The sequence below is a fragment of the Pseudomonas sp. JUb42 genome (genome assembly GCF_024807945.1).
GTDB lineage: Bacteria > Pseudomonadota > Gammaproteobacteria > Pseudomonadales > Pseudomonadaceae > Aquipseudomonas.
The window spans coordinates 76,463-93,991 of sequence record NZ_JANUFD010000012.1 but is presented as its reverse complement, the minus strand read 5'-3'; the positions used below and the strand labels follow the sequence as shown (position 1 = coordinate 93,991).

Annotated in this window: 24 protein-coding genes; 8 read left to right on the top strand and 16 right to left on the bottom strand. The window is 59.3% G+C overall.

From position 1 onward, the window contains the following. Window positions 1–57: 57 nt before the first annotated feature. On the bottom strand, window positions 58–384 hold the full coding sequence (locus M2401_RS22790) for an I78 family peptidase inhibitor (RefSeq protein WP_259106107.1): 327 nt from the start codon (window positions 382–384) through the stop codon (window positions 58–60). A 260-nt stretch (window positions 385–644) separates the two neighbouring features. On the opposite strand from M2401_RS22790, the gene M2401_RS22785 reads away from it, so the two are divergent. After that, window positions 645–857: a hypothetical protein gene (locus tag M2401_RS22785; RefSeq protein WP_259106106.1), complete on the top strand. Its 213-nt coding sequence runs from the start codon at window positions 645–647 to the stop codon at window positions 855–857. On the opposite strand, the gene M2401_RS22780 is transcribed toward M2401_RS22785, so the two are convergent. The 8 genes from M2401_RS22780 to M2401_RS22745 all read right to left on the bottom strand — a co-directional run bounded on the left by M2401_RS22780 (window position 850) and on the right by M2401_RS22745 (window position 8,336). Beyond that, window positions 850–1,866, bottom strand: a complete 1,017-nt coding sequence (locus M2401_RS22780; protein WP_259106105.1) for a nucleoside hydrolase — start codon at window positions 1,864–1,866, stop codon at window positions 850–852. The two genes, M2401_RS22785 and M2401_RS22780, sit on opposite strands and share 8 nt — an antisense overlap. A gap of 33 nt (window positions 1,867–1,899) precedes the next feature. Further along, a complete protein-coding gene (rbsD, locus tag M2401_RS22775; protein WP_259106104.1) occupies window positions 1,900–2,304 on the bottom strand; it encodes a D-ribose pyranase in 405 nt (134 codons plus the stop codon). After that, window positions 2,301–3,221: a ribokinase gene (gene rbsK, locus M2401_RS22770; RefSeq protein WP_259106103.1), complete on the bottom strand. Its 921-nt coding sequence runs from the start codon at window positions 3,219–3,221 to the stop codon at window positions 2,301–2,303. The genes rbsD and rbsK overlap by 4 nt, the downstream gene beginning before the upstream one ends. Before the next feature lie 36 nt (window positions 3,222–3,257). Then, window positions 3,258–4,283, bottom strand: coding sequence for a LacI family DNA-binding transcriptional regulator (locus M2401_RS22765; RefSeq protein ID WP_259106102.1), 1,026 nt, complete (start codon window positions 4,281–4,283; stop codon window positions 3,258–3,260). A 1-nt stretch (window position 4,284) separates the two neighbouring features. After that, a complete protein-coding gene (locus M2401_RS22760) occupies window positions 4,285–5,280 on the bottom strand; it encodes an ABC transporter permease (RefSeq protein ID WP_259106101.1) in 996 nt (331 codons plus the stop codon). After that, window positions 5,277–6,830: a sugar ABC transporter ATP-binding protein gene (locus M2401_RS22755; RefSeq protein ID WP_259106100.1), complete on the bottom strand. Its 1,554-nt coding sequence runs from the start codon at window positions 6,828–6,830 to the stop codon at window positions 5,277–5,279. Before M2401_RS22755 ends, M2401_RS22760 begins: the two co-directional genes overlap by 4 nt. Window positions 6,831–6,886: 56 nt before the next feature. Next, complete coding sequence (locus M2401_RS22750; protein ID WP_259106099.1) at window positions 6,887–7,837, bottom strand: sugar ABC transporter substrate-binding protein; 951 nt, start codon at window positions 7,835–7,837, stop codon at window positions 6,887–6,889. 274 nt (window positions 7,838–8,111) lie between these two features. Next, the gene (locus M2401_RS22745; protein WP_259106098.1) at window positions 8,112–8,336 is read right to left on the bottom strand and encodes a YgdI/YgdR family lipoprotein; all 225 of its coding nucleotides are present in this window, start codon (window positions 8,334–8,336) and stop codon (window positions 8,112–8,114) included. A 146-nt stretch (window positions 8,337–8,482) separates the two neighbouring features. Here M2401_RS22745 and M2401_RS22740 point away from each other — a divergent pair, with 146 nt between their 5' ends. The 3 genes from M2401_RS22740 (at window position 8,483) to M2401_RS22730 (ending at window position 10,045) form a co-directional block, all read left to right on the top strand. Continuing rightward, on the top strand, window positions 8,483–8,731 hold the full coding sequence (locus M2401_RS22740) for a DUF1654 domain-containing protein (RefSeq protein WP_259106097.1): 249 nt from the start codon (window positions 8,483–8,485) through the stop codon (window positions 8,729–8,731). A gap of 4 nt (window positions 8,732–8,735) precedes the next feature. Next, window positions 8,736–9,431: an endonuclease I family protein gene (locus M2401_RS22735; RefSeq protein WP_259106096.1), complete on the top strand. Its 696-nt coding sequence runs from the start codon at window positions 8,736–8,738 to the stop codon at window positions 9,429–9,431. A 371-nt stretch (window positions 9,432–9,802) separates the two neighbouring features. Further along, on the top strand, window positions 9,803–10,045 hold the full coding sequence (locus tag M2401_RS22730; protein WP_259106095.1) for a DUF6555 family protein: 243 nt from the start codon (window positions 9,803–9,805) through the stop codon (window positions 10,043–10,045). A gap of 37 nt (window positions 10,046–10,082) precedes the next feature. On the opposite strand, the gene map is transcribed toward M2401_RS22730, so the two are convergent. The 5 genes from map to M2401_RS22705 form a co-directional block, all read right to left on the bottom strand. Then, a complete protein-coding gene (gene map, locus M2401_RS22725) occupies window positions 10,083–10,874 on the bottom strand; it encodes a type I methionyl aminopeptidase (RefSeq protein WP_259106094.1) in 792 nt (263 codons plus the stop codon). After that, on the bottom strand, window positions 10,874–11,125 hold the full coding sequence (locus M2401_RS22720) for a ParD-like family protein (RefSeq protein ID WP_259106093.1): 252 nt from the start codon (window positions 11,123–11,125) through the stop codon (window positions 10,874–10,876). The genes map and M2401_RS22720 overlap by 1 nt, the downstream gene beginning before the upstream one ends. Before the next feature lie 60 nt (window positions 11,126–11,185). After that, window positions 11,186–11,530 (bottom strand): helix-turn-helix domain-containing protein, encoded by a 345-nt coding sequence (locus tag M2401_RS22715; RefSeq protein WP_259106092.1) that lies wholly within the window; start codon window positions 11,528–11,530, stop codon window positions 11,186–11,188. An 80-nt stretch (window positions 11,531–11,610) separates the two neighbouring features. Then, window positions 11,611–11,811, bottom strand: coding sequence for a hypothetical protein (locus M2401_RS22710; RefSeq protein ID WP_259106091.1), 201 nt, complete (start codon window positions 11,809–11,811; stop codon window positions 11,611–11,613). 116 nt (window positions 11,812–11,927) lie between these two features. Beyond that, the gene (locus M2401_RS22705) at window positions 11,928–12,959 is read right to left on the bottom strand and encodes an Ldh family oxidoreductase (RefSeq protein ID WP_259106090.1); all 1,032 of its coding nucleotides are present in this window, start codon (window positions 12,957–12,959) and stop codon (window positions 11,928–11,930) included. Window positions 12,960–13,100: 141 nt separating this feature from the next. On the opposite strand from M2401_RS22705, the gene M2401_RS22700 reads away from it, so the two are divergent. After that, entirely contained in the window at window positions 13,101–13,829 is a 729-nt protein-coding gene (locus M2401_RS22700; RefSeq protein ID WP_259106089.1) for an aspartate/glutamate racemase family protein, read from the top strand. A gap of 148 nt (window positions 13,830–13,977) precedes the next feature. Here the strand turns inward: M2401_RS22700 and M2401_RS22695 are convergent, their stop codons facing one another. Beyond that, window positions 13,978–14,406: an N-acetyltransferase gene (locus M2401_RS22695; RefSeq protein ID WP_259106088.1), complete on the bottom strand. Its 429-nt coding sequence runs from the start codon at window positions 14,404–14,406 to the stop codon at window positions 13,978–13,980. A gap of 122 nt (window positions 14,407–14,528) precedes the next feature. On the opposite strand from M2401_RS22695, the gene M2401_RS22690 reads away from it, so the two are divergent. Then, complete coding sequence (locus tag M2401_RS22690; RefSeq protein WP_259106087.1) at window positions 14,529–14,666, top strand: hypothetical protein; 138 nt, start codon at window positions 14,529–14,531, stop codon at window positions 14,664–14,666. Window positions 14,667–14,744: 78 nt separating this feature from the next. Next, a complete protein-coding gene (locus tag M2401_RS22685; protein WP_259106086.1) occupies window positions 14,745–15,110 on the top strand; it encodes a Fe2+/Zn2+ uptake regulation protein in 366 nt (121 codons plus the stop codon). Window positions 15,111–15,140: 30 nt separating this feature from the next. Here the strand turns inward: M2401_RS22685 and M2401_RS22680 are convergent, their stop codons facing one another. Further along, the gene (locus M2401_RS22680) at window positions 15,141–15,329 is read right to left on the bottom strand and encodes a hypothetical protein (RefSeq protein ID WP_259106085.1); all 189 of its coding nucleotides are present in this window, start codon (window positions 15,327–15,329) and stop codon (window positions 15,141–15,143) included. Window positions 15,330–15,572: 243 nt separating this feature from the next. On the opposite strand from M2401_RS22680, the gene M2401_RS22675 reads away from it, so the two are divergent. Continuing rightward, window positions 15,573–17,390 carry a monovalent cation:proton antiporter-2 (CPA2) family protein gene (locus tag M2401_RS22675; protein WP_259106084.1) on the top strand — a complete coding sequence of 606 codons (1,818 nt, stop codon included), beginning with the start codon at window positions 15,573–15,575 and terminating at the stop codon, window positions 17,388–17,390. The last annotated feature ends 139 nt before the right edge of the window (window positions 17,391–17,529 follow it).

The following is a 17,529-nucleotide window of genomic DNA, read 5'->3' as shown; positions in this document are numbered from 1 at the left end:
TTGAAAAAAACCCCGTTATCGACGGGGTTTTTTTATGAGCGGCAACGCTGCCCGGTATCAGCCGCAATTGACACGGATGACAGTGGCGCTGCTGTCGGTGTTCAGGTTCAGGCGATCAGAGCGATATTCCAGGGTGATCATGTCATTGGGGCCAAGGACGCGGGCCGTACGGGCGCCGGACTTGCTGCGCGCCTGCTCGAGCAGGGCTGCCGAAGCGGGCTTGCCGACTGCAAACTGAGCCGTACTGGCATCACAACGGGTATTTTCACTGGCGGCGGCGCCGGTTGCCGCAGGGGCCGCGCTCGACGTGGACTCAGAGGTGCTGCAACCGCCCAGAATCAAGGTGGCGACGATAAAACCAAGCGATGTGACTTTCCAGGGCATACAGCCTCCTTGATAGATAAACAAACTCAGAACCTTGCGACCGTGAATAAACGCGATGGTTGCACAGGTCGGGCAAATCAAGGAACGCGAGTCTGCACGATTGGAGGCGCCCCGAGGTCGGCGAAATCGTCACAAAACGATTCCAGGGCGCTCAATCATGCCTAAGTCGCAGTGCCCAAACAGCGGCAACAATGATTTACTGTCGCTACCCGGCGCCCGTTCCAGGGCGTTTTTTCACCCAGTCAGAGACGAGACACACAATGGCAGTTGTATCCATTGATGCGGACATCAAGGCCAGATGGCCACAAGGACAGTGCTCCCACAGCCCTTCGAGCCCGGAAGAACTCACCATCATCGCCATCGACCTGCTGGTCAAGGAGTTGGGCACCGGTGGCGCCCAGGCGTTTATCGGCCAGATCCTTGCGCGCTATCCGGCAGAGTCCGACACCACCTTGGCCTCATCACCTATTTAAGACGCGCCAGTCGCTGACTCAATAGATCGAAGAAGCCCTGGGCATCACCGTTCTCGACCCAGAACACGTTCTTATCGTGGCCCAGAGTGCCGTACCAGTCGGCGATGGTCTGGCCGAATGTCGGCCCATCACGGCTGTCGATCACCAGATTGACTTGGCGCCCCGAAAACAGCTCAGGCTTGAGCAGCCAGGCGATCACACTGGCATCATGCACAGGCCCGCCGGGCAAGCCGTAGTGCACCATGTCCGCCTTGACGTACTCATCGAGAATGCCCTTGACCAGCTTGCCTGCGCCGTTGTTCAACGCCTCGATCTGCTTGAGGCGCTGCTCACTGGTGAGGATCTTGTGGGTGACGTCCAGCGGCACATAGGTCAGCTTGACACCACTGGCCAGCACTACCTGCGCGGCATGGGGATCGGCGAACAGATTGAACTCCGCTGTCGGGGTGATATTGCCGCCATTGAAATGCGCCCCGCCCATCACTACCACTTCCTTGATGCCCTGGGTAATCTCCGGGGCCTGGATCAGCGCCAGAGCCAGATTGGTCTGCGGCCCGAGCATGGCGATGGTGACGCTGTGAGGGCTGGCCTTGCGCAGGGTATTGATCAAATAATCGACCGCGTCGCCTTCGGCGAGGCCTTTGGCCGGCTCATGCACCGTGACACCCGGCAGGCCTTCCTGGCCGTGAATGTTTTCGGCATAGATCGGCGTGCGTACCAGTGGCTTTGGCGCCCCGGCGTATACCGGCACGTCTTCGCGCCCTGCCCACTCCCGCGCCAGACGAGCATTGCGCGAGGTCTTGTCCAGCCGCACATTGCCCGCCACCGTGGTGATGGCCAGTACGTTCAGTTCTTCAGGCGATGCCAAGGCCAGTAGCAGCGCCACGACATCGTCGGCACCGGGATCAGTGTCGATGATCAGATCGCGCGTCTGCGCGCCATACACGGTAGTGGCAGCGAGAATGGACAAAAGCATTGCGCTCCTGATCAAGCGTTTCAGATATAACATGGGAACTCCCTGTTCCTGGTTTGAAAAATATTGTTAAAAAACCACGCCGGCTACCAAAGCAATATTGGTGTAGGGCTGGCACTCGCCAGTGCGCACTATCGCCTTGGCTCGCCGACTCAACTCTTTCAGTGCTTCGTGGCTGAGCAGGCGTTGCTCACCCAATGCGCCCGCCTCGCCCAGGTTCTGCACCACAGCCAGTGCAGGCGGTTGCTTGAGCAGCATCTCTTCAGCCAGCACATGGCTTTCGACCTGCATCTCGGTCAGCACGATATTCAGCACACTGACGAAATCCGGGACGCCATGGGTCAGGGCCAGATCGATCAGCTCCACGCCTGGCGGTACCGGCATACCGGCGTCGACGATCATGACGATATCGCCATGGCCCAGGGAAGCGATCGCCCGGGACAAGGCAATGTTGAGCAAGGGGGTCTTTTTCATGCGCAAAGGCTCGCCTGGACTTCATTAAAGGACGGAATCGAGGGCTGGGCACCCGCCCGCGTAACCGACAGGGCTGCGGCAGCCTGACCAAAGCGAATCGCCTCGGCCTCGCTCAAACCCTGGGACAATGCGGCGGCGAAACCACCAACAAAGGTATCCCCCGCCGCAGTGGTATCCAAGGCCTGTACCTTGCGCGCTGGGAAATGCTCGAAACTCTGACCATTGGCGAACACTGCGCCCTGCTCACCCAGGGTAATCAGCACCTTGCCAGCTCCGGCAACGATCAGTGCCGCGGCCGCAGCCTCGGCAGAAGCCAGGGAGTCCACCGGCAGGCCGGTAAGGATTGCCGCCTCGGTTTCGTTGGGGATCAGGTAATCGATCAGGGCATACCATTGCGCAGGCAACGCCGCCACGGCCGGGGCTGGATTGAGAATAACGATCTTGCCCAGTTCGCGGGCGCGCTGGAGGGTATGGGCCACGGTCGGCACCGGCACTTCGAGCTGGCAAATGACCACTTCAGCCGATGCCAGCAAATGATCAAAGCCCGAAACCCGCTCAGGGGTCAGTTGGCCATTACCCCCGGCGACAATGATGATCGCATTCTGGCTGCTGTCATCGACGACAATCGAGGCGATACCTGTCGGTACGTTGTCCAGTCCGGTTACGGCCTGGCAGTCGATCTGCTCCGCCAACAAAGCCCCGCGCAATTGCTCGCCATAGGCATCGTTACCCAAACAACCGATCATCGCCACGCTGGCGCCCAAACGCGCTGCGGCGACGGCCTGGTTGGCGCCCTTGCCCCCCGGCACGGTGGCGAATGACTCGCCTGCCAGGGTCTCTCCGGCTCGCGGCAGGCGCGGTGCGCGGATGACCAGATCCATGTTCAGGCTGCCCACAACCACTACTTTTGCTTGCATGACTTCCACACTCTTCAATCCAGTCATTACAGTAACTCAACGATATTCGCTGAACGCATTGCCCGGCGGCGCCGTCGACTCGCGCAAGACAATGCTCGGCGCAACAACGCGCTTCTCTGCGGGTAAGGCCCCCTGGGTCGCGATGCGCCGCAGCAACACTTCAGCCGCAGTCTCACCCAGTTGCAGGATCGACTGCCCTACAGTCGTCAACGCCGGATAGACATAACGGCTCATTTCGATATCGTCGAAGCCGATCACCGACAGGTGGGCGGGCACGCGAATATTGCGTTCCGCAGCGGCTCGCAGCACGCCGATACCGATCATGTCGTTACCGGCGAAAATCGCGGTGGGCGGGTCAGCCGCCAACAAGCCGACCGCAGCCGCATAACCTCCGGGGCTGGTGAAGTCGCTTTGCGCGATCCAACTCTGCGGCACTTCGATACCCGCCTCACTCATGGCCCGCTGGTAACCGGCCAGACGCAAGACAGCCACGCTGGTCTGGGCCGGGCCGCAGATACAGGCGATATGGCGGTGCCCCAGCTCCAGCAAATGCCGGGTCGCCAGATAAGCACCCAATTCGTGATCAATACGCACCAGATCGGCAGCAATACCGTCCAGCTCACGGTCGACAATCACCATCGGCGTGCGTACGGCAGCCAGCCCTCCGGCCGCCTGCTCGGTATCCCCACCCACCGACGAGACGATCAGGCCATCGACGCGCTTCTCCAGCAACACCCGCAGGTAGCTGCGCTGCTTGTCGGGGTTATCATCGGAGTTGCAGAGGATCACGCAAAAGCCGTTGCGCTCGCAGTAATCCTCGATGCCCCGGGCCAGCTCGGCGAAGTACGGGTTGATGCCGTTGGGGATCAACAGCCCGATAGTCGAGGTGGCCTTGGCCTTAAGGGAGCGGGCGACAGCACTGGGGACGTAGTCGAGTTGGGCGATGGCCGCCTCGACCTTGATCCGGACCTCATCGCTGACCGGCCGGGTCTTATTGAGAACATGGGATACCGTCGTGTAGGAAATCCCTGCCATTGCCGCAACATCTTTGATGGTAGCCATGTCAGCTCTGCCGCCGTGCGCGATTGCTACGGTAAGTATCCAGGACCACGGCGATGACGATCACTGCGCCGGTGATGATGCGCTTGGTCGGCTCGCTTGCACCGATCTGCGCCAGTCCTGCAGCCAGCACCGAAATGATCAGTACGCCGAAGAAGGTACTGATCACCGAGCCACGCCCGCCCATCAGACTGGTTCCACCGATGACCACAGCGGCGATGACCTGCAGCTCCAGACCGGAACCGGCATTGGGATCGGCCGCTTCCAGACGTGAAATCTGAAACAGCGCCGCGACGCCCGCCAACAAACCCATCAGGGAAAACACCAGGATCTTGTAGGGCTTTGGATTGATACCGGCCAGACGCACGGCTTCTTCATTGGTGCCGATGCCGATCAGGTAGCGACCGAACACAGTGCGGGTCAATACCGCCTGGGCCAGCAGGATAATGAGCAGGGCAATGATGAACGACGGCGAAATACCGAACGCAATCGGATCGGAGAGCCAGGCGAATGAGTCGCCTATATAGGCGGTACGCGAATTGGTCATCTGGTAGGCCACGCCACGAGCCATCTCCAGCACGCCCAGGGAGACGATAAAGGATGGAATGCGCCAGGCTACGGTGATAGAGCCGGTGATAGTGCCCGCCAGCGTCGCGCAGGCGATACCCAGCAGCGCCGCCGGAAACACGCTCCAGCCCCAGCCCAGCATGGCCACGCTCACCGCCGAAGCGGCCAGGGCCAGCACCGAGCCAACTGACAGGTCAATGCCACCGATGATCAGGATAAAGGTCATGCCCACCGAGAGGACCATCAGGTCCGGGATCTGGTTGGCCAAGGTGCTGAAGGTCTCGTAGGACAGGAAATGATCGCTGAGCAGCGAGAACAGCACGATCATCGCGAGCAAGGCACCGGCCAGGCCCAGATAGGTGCCAAGGCCGAAATATGTGCCGCTGCGCTTGGTCGATACTGGCAGTGCTTGAGTCGAAGTGGAAGTTTTCATGAGTCGTTCCCGGGCGCTGCGTCATTGAGCAGAGCATCGCGTTTTTGATAGCCGGCAAAGGCGGCGGCCAACAGTTCATCCTGGGTCCAGTTGTCGCGCTCGAAGGTGTCGATCAGCCGACCATCCGACAAGACAGCGATGCGATCACAGATCAGCATCAGCTCGCGCAGGTCGCTGGAAACCACTACCAGCGCCCTGCCTTGGCGAGTCAATTCGCCAAGCAACGTGTAAATATCGAATTTGGCACCGACATCGATACCCCGGGTGGGCTCGTCGAACAGCATCACCGGGCAGTCGCGTTCAAGCCAACGACCGATCACCACTTTCTGCTGGTTGCCGCCGGACAGCTCGGAGACCAGTTGCCCAGGACTGGAACTGCGAATGCGCATGGCCTCGACCTGACGCTGGGCCAGACGGGTTTCATCGCCGTGATTGACGATGCCTTTGCTGGAAATGGCTTCCATATTGCCCAAGGCAATATTGGCACTGATGGACTGGCTCAGCAGCAGCCCTTCACCCTTGCGATCCTCGGTGATCAGCGCGATGCCATGGGCCACAGCATCCACCGGCGAGCGAATGCTGGCGACGCGTAGCGGGCTGCCAATTTCTATGTGACCACTATCCGCCAGATCCGCACCGTAGATAAGCCGTAACAACTCGGTACGCCCGGCGCCAATCAGCCCGGAAATGCCATAGATCTCGCCGCTGCGCACCTCAAAAGACACATCCTTGACCTTGCCCGCGCGCCCCAGCCCTTTGACAGACAGGGCCACGTCACCAATGGAACGCTGGCCAAGGTCGATGTGCTCACCCAGTTCGCGACCGACCATCAGGGTCACCAGTTGCTCGCTGTTGTAGTTGGCGATCGGTTCGACGCAGACCAGGCGGCCATCACGCAGTACCGCAATGCGCTGGGCGACCCTGGCCAGTTCTTCGAGGCGATGGGAGATATAGATGATCGACACGCCCCGGGCCTGCAGGCGAGTGATCTGCTCGAACAGCATCTCGACTTCCCGGGCGGTCAGCATCGCCGTCGGCTCGTCGAGAATCAGCACATGACAATCGCCGATCAGGTTACGGGCAATTTCGACCATCTGCTGATGACCAATGCCCAGCTCACCGACCGGAGTATCCGGATCAATCGCATCGAGACCGACCTGGGCCATGGCCTGGATCGCATCTGCGCGCAGGCGCTTGCGATTGATCCAGCCGCCGCGACTGGGCAGGTTATCGAGAAACAGATTTTCCGCCACCGACAGCGTGGGCAGCAGGTTCAGCTCCTGCATCACCATACGCACACCCAGGCGTTCGGCCTGGGTACGACTGGCCGGCTCAAAGGGCTTGCCCTGGAACTGCATGCTCCCTGTAGTGGGGACGACCAGACCGCCGATGATCTTCGACAAGGTGCTCTTGCCCGCACCGTTTTCGCCGGTCAAGGCCAGCACTTCGCCGCGCATCAAGGTCAGGTCGATGTCGCCGAGAACAGGTTGGGCGTAGGTTTTACCGATACCGCTGACAGACAGCACAGCGGCCTGGGCAGACGCTGACATAAAGCTCTCCACGCGCCTGCCGCAGGGGGCGGGCAGGCGCTGTTGTTCAGACGCGATTATTTGGTGACGAGCTCAACCGGCGTTTCGATCACGCCATCCTTGATATCGACTTTCTCGCCCTTGACCATTTTCAAGGCCGTCTCGATACCGAAAACCGCTTGTTTGGCGGCGAATTGGTTGGCGGTAGCCAGGACACGACCGTCCTTGAGCATCGGCTGGATGGCTTTGATGTCGTCATAGCCAACGACCTGAACCTTGCCCGCCTTGCCTGCGGCACGTACCGCAGCAACTGCGCCCAGAGCCATGCTGTCGTTGCCCGCGAGCAGCGCCTTGAGGTCCGGATATTGGGTCATCATGGCCGAGGCAACCTTGTTGCCCTGGTCAATTTCCCAGTTACCCGATTGCGTCGAAACAACCTTGATCTGCGCGGCGTCCATCGCATCCTTGAAGCCGGCGGTGCGCTGCTGGGCGTTGGTGGTGGTTGGCACGCCTTCAATGATGCCGACCTGATCACCGGCCTTGAGCTGCTTGGCCAGGTAGTCACCCACCAATTTCGAACCCTTGCGGTTGTTCGGGCCTACGAAAGGCACTTCAATGCTTTTGCTCTTGAGCACATCGCCATCAAGCTGGTTGTCGATATTCACGACCTTGATCCCGGCATCCATGGCTTTCTTGATAATCGGCACCAGGGCCTTGGAGTCCGCAGGAGCAATGACCAGGGCATCGACCTTGGACACGATCATCTGCTCGACGATCCTGATTTGCGCAGCAGTGTCGGACTCATCCTTGATGCCGTTGGACACCAGGTCGAAATCGCCGCTGTGGTCTTTCTGATAAGCCTTGGCGCCGTCTTCCATGGTCAGGAAGAATTCGTTGGCCAGGGATTTCATGACCAGGGCGACTTTGGGCTTGGCAGTATCTGCATAGGCGGCAGAGAGAGGCATGGCTGCGGCGGCAGCGGTGAGCATGGCGACAGCGAGAAGGCGTCCAGCGAATGGCAGCTTCATGGGGGTTCACTCCAGTCTTATGATTATTTTAAGGACTTCGATGATTGCAACGATTTTGCGCGAACAACGGTCAGTATAGCCGCTCGCGCAAACGTTTGCGTCTATCAACTATGAACAACCGCGAAGGGCTTTGTCAATCGCGAAAATACGACAGAATCGGCATGTTGAACGAGCCTGTCGCAAAAGCGCACAAGTGAAACAATTCAGCACCGAGATTCCACGGAGGAAGACGACGAGGATAGCCGCAAAACTGAACCAAGATGCCGAAAAGCGGTCAATCCTGCGGTTTGACTGTAGCCACTTCGTCAGCCCGCACCTTTACGGTCTTGCCGGAAATGTCCTCGAATTCATAAAAACCGTCTGTGGTTTTCGTCTTCGGTGCGTCACGGGTGATGTACTGAGTGCCGTTCTGCAAAGTGACGACCGCCGGGGTGGAACAGCCAGCCAATACAGCAAAAATTCCTGCCGCTGCGGGCATAAGCCAGTATCTGCGTTTCATAAGGACTCCGTTCTGAAAAGTGCCTGCATAGCGTTGAGATCAATCCCCGGCAGATTGGTTCTGCAACCCGTCGCTTCACGCTGATGTTGCGAAACATTCGGCATTGAAATACTGTATATGCGTACAGCCAATTTAAGGATCATCTCGTGACAACATCAGCGGCCGCCGCGCCCTCCTTGACCGCCTACCAACGTCTCGGTACCCGGGTACAGAAGATCATCAACTCCACCAGTGCGCAGAAGGCCAGGGCAGCCTTGATCTTCCGCCAACCCGATGAGCTGGAAGATGACTGGGCGCAGTTGCTCGAAGAAATTGCCGAGAACGACAACGTCACTCTCGCCTATCGCGATGATGGCGGTGTGCAGATTTTCTGGACAGTGCCCAAGGAAGACTGACGGCATGATGGTTCGTTTTTTTACCCTGCTGTGCACTACCCTCGCCTTTACCGCCGTCGCCCACGCCGAAGCACCGCGCACATTCAGCGAGGCCAAAAAACTTGCCTGGGGCCTCTATGCGCCGCAGTCCACCGAGTTCTACTGCGGCTGCAAATACACGGGCAACCGCGTTGACCTTGCCGCCTGCGGCTATGTCCCGCGCAAGAACGCCAACCGTGCCAAACGCATCGAATGGGAGCACATTGTTCCGGCCTGGCAGATCGGCCACCTGCGTCAATGCTGGCAGAGTGGCGGACGCAAGAACTGCACGAAAAGCGATGCGGTTTACCAGCGCGCCGAAGCCGACCTGCACAACCTGGTCCCCAGTATCGGCGAAGTAAATGGCGACCGTAACAACTTCAGTTTCGGCTGGCTGCCGGTGCAGAAAGGCCAATACGGCGCCTGCCTGACCCAGGTCGACTTCAAGGCAAAGAAAGTCATGCCCCGGCCATCGATTCGCGGAATGATCGCCCGGACTTACTTCTATATGAGCAAACAGTACAACCTGCCGTTGTCCCGCCAGGACACTCAGCTTTATCAAGCCTGGAACAAGACCTACCCGGTAGAAAGCTGGGAGCTGCAACGCAATCAGCGGGTCGCTTGCGTCATGGGCCACGGCAATGAGTTCGTCGGCCCGGTCAATATGAAGGCCTGTCGCTAGAACTGAACGACAGCTGGCTGACGCCAACTTTCACGCTTGCGTCAGGACACTTCGAGGCCATGCAAACACACTAACAACCCCAGTGTTTTGGAGGCCTCGGGGCCAACCACCCCTCGAATTGAGGGTGGTTGCCGCCGCTCATCCGGCGACGGTTCAAAATCATGTAAAAGGATGTAAATTTCGAGCTTCCGGATTTCCCGGAGAACTCCTTATCCCCTCAGAGAAAGCAGTCCGATTCATGGCCGCTTGAAGTTTTTGCATGCCTGTTTCGATCTCGAAAATGAAGTGGCCCACCTCCAGGTGCGGTTATGTACACCGGAAGTACACATTTAGAGCGACGTATTGGATACGTCTCACAGGCGAGAGCAATAATGAATAGTCAGAAGGATTTTGAGATTCACTATAGGTTTCGTGGCGAACAACGGCACTTTCGCCATCAGGCAGCTCATCTCTGTGAAAGCGATGCCCTGCATTTCGCGACACTGCACGCGGGTGTCGGGACAGTCAGTGGCAACGTCGCCGCCGGGCCGGTCATGCTGGCGATTCTTCAGGCCGAAGGGTTTGGCATTACCCAGGTGCACTGGAAAAAGAACCACAACAGCATCGGTAACTGAAAATATCAGCCCCGGCCGCAGGGCCGGGGCTGATGTTTCAGATAGCAGGATATTCGCCGGTCCCCTCGGGCCATGGCGTCAGCAGCTCAAACCCCTTATCAGTCACCGCCACCATATGCTCCCACTGCGCGGACAGGGAAAGATCCCGGGTCAGGACCGTCCAGCCATCGGCGAGGGTTTTGGTCCCAGGCTTACCGGCGTTGATCATCGGCTCAATGGTGAAGACCATTCCCGCTTTGAGCTTGAGGCCCTTGCCTGGCGTGCCGTAGTGCAGCACCTGGGGCTCTTCGTGGTAGTTGCGGCCGATGCCATGGCCGCAATATTCGCGCACTACGCTGAATCCCTCACGATGTGCCACGGTCTGGATTGCATGACCGATATCTCCCAGCGTCGCGCCGGGACGCACCGCATGGATCCCCGCCCGCGTCGCTTCATAAGTGGTATGCACCAGACGTCGCGCCAAGGGGCTGACTTCACCGACCAGGTACATGCGGCTGGTATCGCCGTACCAGCCATCCTTGATCACCGCCACATCGATATTGATGATGTCGCCGTCCTTGAGGATGTCCTGGGGAGACGGAATGCCGTGACACACCACCGCATTGGGTGATGTGCAGGTGGTCTTGGTAAAACCGTGGTAGCCGACATTGGCCGGGATGACCTTGAGTTCCTTGACGATGAAATCATTGCAGATATCGTCCAGCGCCTCGGTACTGACCCCGGCCTTGACGTGGGGCTTGATCATTTCAAGCACCTGGGCAGCCAGACGCCCGGCTACCCGCAGGTGCACCAGATCTTCTTCAGTCTTGAACGTAATTGGCCCACTCATCAGGAGGCCTCCCGCTCAGACGCGGTGATCGAAGCGATGTCGCCCGCCTGGGCACTGAGCAAAGTACCGCCTGCCGCCTCGGCCCGGATCAGCATCTGGCAGATTTCGCTGTAGTCCAGGGATGGGTGCAGCTCGGCAAGCATGCCGACACGCATCCAGTGTTCGGCCTGGGCGTTGATGGAGCGACTGAGCGCCGCACTGGCGGCGCGGATATTGGCGTGCATCTGTTCGGAAATCTTTACCAGGCCCATGGGTCACCTCGATTTGAATATACGAATCATATACGTTTCATATATTTCCGAGCAACCCTATCAGCCTTCAAGCCTGGAATGGGGCAGACAGCCCGCCAATGACCACGTCAATTGGCCGATCGCGCTTTGATCCGGCTTGGTCAGCACCCGATAGTTCAGCAGCATGGCTTTTTCGGCATCGTCGAGCGTATCCAGCGACACTGGCATACGAGCACCCGATAGCAGATAGAGAACATCCACGCCCTTGAAACCCAACGCTACCAAGTAGTCCGAACGAGGGGCCCGGGCGCCACTTTCGTACTTACCCTGGGCATTGGCCTCGACCCCGCCCATTTGCGCGAATTGCTGCTGTGAAAGCCCCATGGATTTGCGCTCCTCTTTCAAGCGCGCGCCGAGGTTTTTCATTTTGGGGTACCTGAAGCGGAATGTTCATCATCCACGATACGCTCCATTTGAACCCCGTGTTGCGATATCGCGACCGGCGATCAGGAATCGCTGTAATGGTTGCTAGTAGGGCTCGCGGGCCGTTCATAACCGTATTGCGCACCGACAATAGCCAGAGTCGCCTGGGCTTCGGCTGCCTGGAAGCGCTGGATCGCACTGGCCAGTGCAAGGAAGTCCTCGCGTTGCATTTCGTGGGCGCGGGAAACGCGATTCGGCGGGGTCTGGAGCTGATTCAGGGACATGGGAAACTCCTTCTTCAATATACTGTGTATGCATACAGTATTTTGAAGAGGAAGCCAGCGCAAGAGCTCAGACGACGAGCGGTCAGTCTTCGCTGGCCGCTGTCGTCGCGAGCCAATCAGTCGCCTGCAAGTTCACGCAATTGCAGCCATTCGGTCTTGCTGATCTCGATGCCCTCAACCAGCGACCGGGCGCGCTGCACATAACGACGATCACCCGGAAGGCGTTCCTGACCGACCCCGTGCATCTGCCGCACCAGCTCTTCGCTGCGCTCGGCAAAACTCTGGCCGCTGCCCTTGTTCGGATCAATGACGATGAGCAACTGCCCGGTCCAAGGCGTTTGCGCGCCGGGGTGTTTGGACCAGTCGAACTCGAAGGAGAAATTGCCCCCCGTGAGTGCAGCAGCCAGCAGCTCCACCATCATCGACAGCGCCGAGCCCTTATAGCCTCCAAAAGGCAATAGCGCTCCGCCGTCGAGAATGGCCTTGGGGTCTTCGGTCGGCTGACCGGCGCGATCCACGCCCATGCCCGCTGGCAACATGCGCCCTGCCCGCGCGGCAATCTGCACGTCGCCATTGGCAATGGCACTGGTCGCTAGGTCAAAGACAATGGGTTCACCACCGGCCCGCGGCGCGGCGAACGCAATCGGGTTAGTGCCGAACAGCGGCTTTTGTGCACCATGGGGCACAACGCAGGTCATGCTGTTAACCACACTCAGAGCCACCAGCCCTTCTTCGGCGAAGGGCTCGACATCCGGCCAGAGTGCAGCAAAGTGATGGGAATTGCGAATGGCCAGAATGGCGATACCGGCACTGCGGGCCTTGTCGATCAACAACTCTTTGGCCGCCATCAGCGCAGGCTGGGCAAAACCACCGGCCGCATCGACCCGGATGAACCCGGCACCCACATCCTCGACCTTCGGCTCTGCCGTGCCGCTGACCCAACCGCTGGCCAGGGACGACAGGTAGCCCGGAATACGGAAAATGCCGTGGCTGTGGGAGCCGTCACGCTGCGCGCTGGCGCAGTTCTGCGACAAGACCTGGGCAACCTCCGGCGAGGTGCCGTGACGCAGGAAAACCTGGCGTAACAGTTCTGCCAGTTCATCGAAAGACAGGCTATGGGTCTCGGCATTGTCGCGGGGTGCAGACATCTGAAGCTCCAGGGTCATGATCGGGAAATGGCAGCGCGGCGCGGCGCAAGAAGTAGCCAGGTAAAAGCCAGCACGCAGAGTACTGCCCGCCGACAAACAGGTAAACTGCCAGGCTTTGCCGCCGCTCATCAAGGACCCTGCATGCGTATTCTCGTCGTCAACGTCAACACCACAGAATCCATCACCGAAGCGATTGCCGCCCAGGCGCGCTCGGTGGCAGCGCCCGGCACCGAGATCATCGGCCTTACCCCGCATTTCGGCGCCGAATCGGTGGAAGGCAATTTCGAGAGTTACCTGGCGGCCCTGGCCGTCATGGATCGCGTGCTGTCCTACGACCAGCCCTATGACGCGGTGATCCAGGCTGGCTACGGCGAGCATGGCCGCGAAGGCTTGCAGGAGTTGCTCGACGTGCCGGTGATCGATATCACCGAAGCCGGTGCCAGCATGGCCATGCTGCTGGGCCACGCCTATTCGGTGGTGACGACTCTGGACCGCACGGTGCCGTTGATTGAGGATCGCCTGAAACTGGCCGGCCTGTTCGAGCGCTGCGCCTCGGTACGGGCCAGCGGCCTGGCGGTACTGGAATTGGAGGAAGATCCACAGCGCGCCGTGGAAGCCATCGTCACTCAGGCTGAGCGGGCAGTAAAGGACGATAGGGCCGAGGTTATTTGCCTGGGCTGCGGCGGCATGGCCGGTCTCGACGAGCAGATCCGCCAGCGCACCGGCGTGCCGGTGGTCGATGGCGTCACTGCTGCCGTAATGCTGGCCGAATCCCTAGTACGCCTGGGCCTGTCCACCTCGAAAGTACGCACCTACGCCAAGCCCCGGCCGAAGACCATTACCGGTTGGCCGGGCACATTCCGTCGCTGATATCTGACCTTAGGACCGGCTTTAGCCGGGAGAGCATCAGTTGCTTCAAGTCCCCTCCGGCTAAAGCCGGTCCTGCGGAATCGCGTACCAATTCTGCCTGTAGCGTTTTGTTTGATAGGAGCCAAATTGCAATAGCGCCCTCAGGCTCTTACTGATCCAGGCGCTTGTGGAAAAACAGGCGCTGATGGCCCGGCGGATAGTCCTGCAATTGGCCGAATTCGCTGAAGCCGTGCTTGCGGTAAAAATCCGGCGCCTGAAAGTCAAAGGTGTCGAGCCAGATACCCACGCAGTTTTTCTCCCGCGCCAGGTCTTCGGCCATACCCATCAGGCGTGAGCCGGTGCCCTGGCCACGGGCCTGCTCAGGCACTGCCAGCAACTCAATGAACATCCAGCGATACAGCAACTTGCCGTACAAGCCGCCCAGCACCTCATTGGTCTGTTCGTCCCGCACTAGCAGGGCGAATTTCTCCGCGCCCGCGTCTCCCGCCTGGGATGCGTTATAAGCACGCAACGGCGTCAGGATGGCCAGATAATCTTCCTCTGTCGGCTGATTCGTCAGCTCGATCCGCGTACTCATTGATCTCTTCCTTTCTAAAAAGACTCTCTGATTTGGCCCTTTCCTCTCGCAGGAGCAACGTTAGCCGCGAGGACGTCCGCGCGGCCGTTCCTGCAGAAAAGCCAGAGCCTAGAGAGGTCCGCATGCGCCGTAAAGCCACTCGTTGGAATGCCACGGGCAAATCTCATCCTAATGTCGGTCTTGAACAAAACCGCCAAGCCGGATTTAATGAGAATGAGACGCATAAAAATATGACTCGTATTAGCCTTTATTTTCAATAAACACTGAATGACTGCAGCCCTCATTCGTTCATTGAAAGCAGGTCGTTTGAATCGAGTCGAATAAGGAGTTGGCAGTTAATGAATCGCACCTTGCTGCATCGCAAAGCCACCACAGCGGCCCGGCCGCTGCCGCCAACACAGGGCACGGATCGCCCGGGCAACGACCATATTCGTCAATTGCTCAAACGCTTCGGCCTGCGTACCAGTCTGGTGCGTCTGAAGGTGTTGGATGCTCTGGTTCATGCCAGCGAAGCAGGCCATCCACTGGGCGTGCGCGGTGTGCACAACCAGCTGTTGAAGCTGGATATTCCCATGTCGTTTCTCAGCGTACGCGAGGTGCTCAAGCGCCTGTGTGACGAGGGCGTGATTCACATGAACGCGGACAAGAGCTACAGCCTGCATCCCCTGGCCTGGCAATCACTGCAAGGTTCGAAGGCGCAATAACCACCGAACCCGCAGGCTCTGCCGATGCGCTCAGGGCTTGACCTTGCGGCGCATGAAGCCATTGATCACCACCACCAGCACCGCCACGGACACGGCGATGTACTTGAAGGTCTCTTCGGTAATCACACCGCTGTTCTGCAAATGGGACAGACCGAGCATGATCGCAAGTACGGTAAGGGCGATCAGAATCGAGTACATCAAACGCTGCTTGTTGGTCATTGCGGACATTTCCTGAAATCGTCGATGCGCCATATTACGCGATGAGCAGCACCTGACACACACCTGTGCGTTAGCTCCCCCCTGCGCAGATTTGCGCACATTCCGACAAAAAAACCCAAAAAAACGCCACCCATTGACCGACAGCAGAGCCTCTGGAACGCAGATCTGCAAGGTTCACATGGTTTAATGCCCCCCTGTTCGACCCATCGCTTGCCCGTTATCCGCTAGACCAAGGAGTTCACAATGCCCCATGAAGAGAGCCTGCTGGGGGCCGCTGTTGTATTTTTGCTTGCCGCTGTTCTGATTGTCCCGCTGGCGAAACGCCTGCAACTGGGCGCCGTACTCGGCTATCTGTTCGCCGGTGTTATCATCGGCCCATCGGTACTGGGCCTGATCGGTAATCCACAGAGCGTCAGCCATATTTCCGAACTGGGCGTCGTCCTGCTGTTGTTCATCATTGGCCTGGAACTGTCGCCCAAACGCCTGTGGGTGATGCGCAAGGCTGTGTTCGGTGTCGGCCTGGCCCAGGTGCTGTTGACCGGTCTGGTCATCGGCAGCGTGGCCCTGCTCGCCTTTGGCCAGCCACTCAACAGCGCCGTGGTCCTCGGCCTTGGCCTGGCGCTGTCTTCCACTGCATTCGGTCTGCAAAGCCTCGCCGAGCGCAAGGAACTGAACGCGCCCCATGGCCGCCTGGCCTTTGCCATTCTGTTGTTCCAGGACATCGCGGCCATCCCCTTGATTGCCATGGTCCCGTTGCTGGCCGGCGCCACCCACGAGCCCGGTACCAGCGACGGCCTGACTCACGGCTTGCGGGTCTTGGGCAGCATTGCCATTGTCGTGGTCGGCGGACGCTATCTGCTGCGCCCGGTGTTTCGTGCTGTGGCCAAGACCAAGTTGCAGGAAGTCTCCACCGCCACGGCCCTGCTGGTGGTCATCGGTACGGCATGGCTGATGGATCTGGTCGGCGTGTCCATGGCGCTTGGCGCCTTTCTCGCAGGTCTCTTGCTGGCCGACTCGGAATACCGCCACGAACTGGAAGCCCAGATCGAACCCTTCAAGGGCCTGCTGCTGGGGCTGTTCTTTATTAGTGTCGGCATGGGCGCCAACCTAAGCCTGTTGATCAATACGCCGGTGACTGTGATCGGCCTGACCTTGCTGCTGGTCGCCATCAAGTTGCCGCTGCTGTTCTTTATCGGTCGTCTGGCCGGGGGACTGGGTCGGCAAAGCGCGCTGCGTCTGGGTCTGGTCCTCGCCGCAGGCGGTGAATTCGCCTTCGTGGTCTTCCAGATCGGTCGCGATCAGGGCCTGTTCGATGCCAGTCTGTATGACACCCTGGTCCTCACCATTACCCTGTCCATGGCCATGACGCCGCTGCTGTTGCTGGCCATCTCCCGTCTGATCAAGCCCAAGCCGGTGCCCGCCCGGGAAGTGCCGGACGAATACCGCGCCATCGACGGCGATACCCCGCGCGTGGTGATCGCCGGAATGGGCCGTATGGGCCAGATCGTTTCGCGGATATTGCGCGCCCAGAACGTTCCCTTTATCGCCCTCGACACCTCGGTGGAAACCATTGAGTTCACCCGCAGCTTCGGCAATGTCCCGGTGTTCTACGGTGATCCGCTGCGCCCGGAAATCCTTCGTGCGGCCAAGGTCGATCAGGCTGAATACTTCGTCATCGCCACGGACGATCCGGACACCAACATCAAGACCGCAGAACTGGTGCGCAAGCTCTACCCGCACATGAAGATCATCGCCCGCGCCCGTAACCGGCAGCATGTGCACCGCCTGATGGACCTGGACGCCCAGGCGATTCGCGAGACCTTCTACTCAAGCCTTGAGATGAGTCGCCGCACCCTGGTTGGCCTGGGCCTGAGCGAAGAACAGGCCAAGGCCCGTATCGACCGCTTCAAGCGCCACGACGAACAGGTGCTCAACGCCCAGCATCTGGTCTACGACGATGAGGCCAAGGTCATGCAGACGGCGGTTGAAGCCCGTGCAGAGCTGGCGCAATTGTTTGAGGCGGACCGGCGGGAAGAGGAAGACGCTCAATTAAGTAGCTAGTCGCAATGATATCTGTGGGACCGGCTTTAGCCGGGAAGAGGCCGGTATATTCACCGCTGTCTCTCAAGCAGCCAGGACGCCTTCCCGGCTAAAGCCGGTCCCATATGTGCCTGCGCAACACCACATTTCCAAATGATAA

What these genes read in the sequence shown, in the direction of transcription:
- rbsD (WP_259106104.1), bottom strand. Translation starts at nt 2,304, where the DNA reads ATGAAAAAGACCCCCTTGCTCAACATTGCCTTGTCCCGGGCGATCGCT.
- M2401_RS22675 (WP_259106084.1), top strand. Translation starts at nt 15,573, where the DNA reads ATGCCCCATGAAGAGAGCCTGCTGGGGGCCGCTGTTGTATTTTTGCTT.
- M2401_RS22780 (WP_259106105.1), bottom strand. Translation starts at nt 1,866, where the DNA reads ATGTTATATCTGAAACGCTTGATCAGGAGCGCAATGCTTTTGTCCATT.
- M2401_RS22710 (WP_259106091.1), bottom strand. Translation starts at nt 11,811, where the DNA reads ATGTCCCTGAATCAGCTCCAGACCCCGCCGAATCGCGTTTCCCGCGCC.
- M2401_RS22785 (WP_259106106.1), top strand. Translation starts at nt 645, where the DNA reads ATGGCAGTTGTATCCATTGATGCGGACATCAAGGCCAGATGGCCACAA.
- M2401_RS22685 (WP_259106086.1), top strand. Translation starts at nt 14,745, where the DNA reads ATGAATCGCACCTTGCTGCATCGCAAAGCCACCACAGCGGCCCGGCCG.
- M2401_RS22690 (WP_259106087.1), top strand. Translation starts at nt 14,529, where the DNA reads ATGCGCCGTAAAGCCACTCGTTGGAATGCCACGGGCAAATCTCATCCT.
- M2401_RS22680 (WP_259106085.1), bottom strand. Translation starts at nt 15,329, where the DNA reads ATGACCAACAAGCAGCGTTTGATGTACTCGATTCTGATCGCCCTTACC.
- M2401_RS22705 (WP_259106090.1), bottom strand. Translation starts at nt 12,959, where the DNA reads ATGTCTGCACCCCGCGACAATGCCGAGACCCATAGCCTGTCTTTCGAT.
- M2401_RS22760 (WP_259106101.1), bottom strand. Translation starts at nt 5,280, where the DNA reads ATGAAAACTTCCACTTCGACTCAAGCACTGCCAGTATCGACCAAGCGC.
- M2401_RS22730 (WP_259106095.1), top strand. Translation starts at nt 9,803, where the DNA reads ATGAATAGTCAGAAGGATTTTGAGATTCACTATAGGTTTCGTGGCGAA.
- M2401_RS22765 (WP_259106102.1), bottom strand. Translation starts at nt 4,283, where the DNA reads ATGGCTACCATCAAAGATGTTGCGGCAATGGCAGGGATTTCCTACACG.
- M2401_RS22700 (WP_259106089.1), top strand. Translation starts at nt 13,101, where the DNA reads ATGCGTATTCTCGTCGTCAACGTCAACACCACAGAATCCATCACCGAA.
- M2401_RS22715 (WP_259106092.1), bottom strand. Translation starts at nt 11,530, where the DNA reads ATGAAAAACCTCGGCGCGCGCTTGAAAGAGGAGCGCAAATCCATGGGG.
- M2401_RS22745 (WP_259106098.1), bottom strand. Translation starts at nt 8,336, where the DNA reads ATGAAACGCAGATACTGGCTTATGCCCGCAGCGGCAGGAATTTTTGCT.
- M2401_RS22720 (WP_259106093.1), bottom strand. Translation starts at nt 11,125, where the DNA reads ATGGGCCTGGTAAAGATTTCCGAACAGATGCACGCCAATATCCGCGCC.
- M2401_RS22735 (WP_259106096.1), top strand. Translation starts at nt 8,736, where the DNA reads ATGATGGTTCGTTTTTTTACCCTGCTGTGCACTACCCTCGCCTTTACC.
- rbsK (WP_259106103.1), bottom strand. Translation starts at nt 3,221, where the DNA reads ATGCAAGCAAAAGTAGTGGTTGTGGGCAGCCTGAACATGGATCTGGTC.
- M2401_RS22790 (WP_259106107.1), bottom strand. Translation starts at nt 384, where the DNA reads ATGCCCTGGAAAGTCACATCGCTTGGTTTTATCGTCGCCACCTTGATT.
- M2401_RS22750 (WP_259106099.1), bottom strand. Translation starts at nt 7,837, where the DNA reads ATGAAGCTGCCATTCGCTGGACGCCTTCTCGCTGTCGCCATGCTCACC.
- map (WP_259106094.1), bottom strand. Translation starts at nt 10,874, where the DNA reads ATGAGTGGGCCAATTACGTTCAAGACTGAAGAAGATCTGGTGCACCTG.
- M2401_RS22695 (WP_259106088.1), bottom strand. Translation starts at nt 14,406, where the DNA reads ATGAGTACGCGGATCGAGCTGACGAATCAGCCGACAGAGGAAGATTAT.
- M2401_RS22755 (WP_259106100.1), bottom strand. Translation starts at nt 6,830, where the DNA reads ATGTCAGCGTCTGCCCAGGCCGCTGTGCTGTCTGTCAGCGGTATCGGT.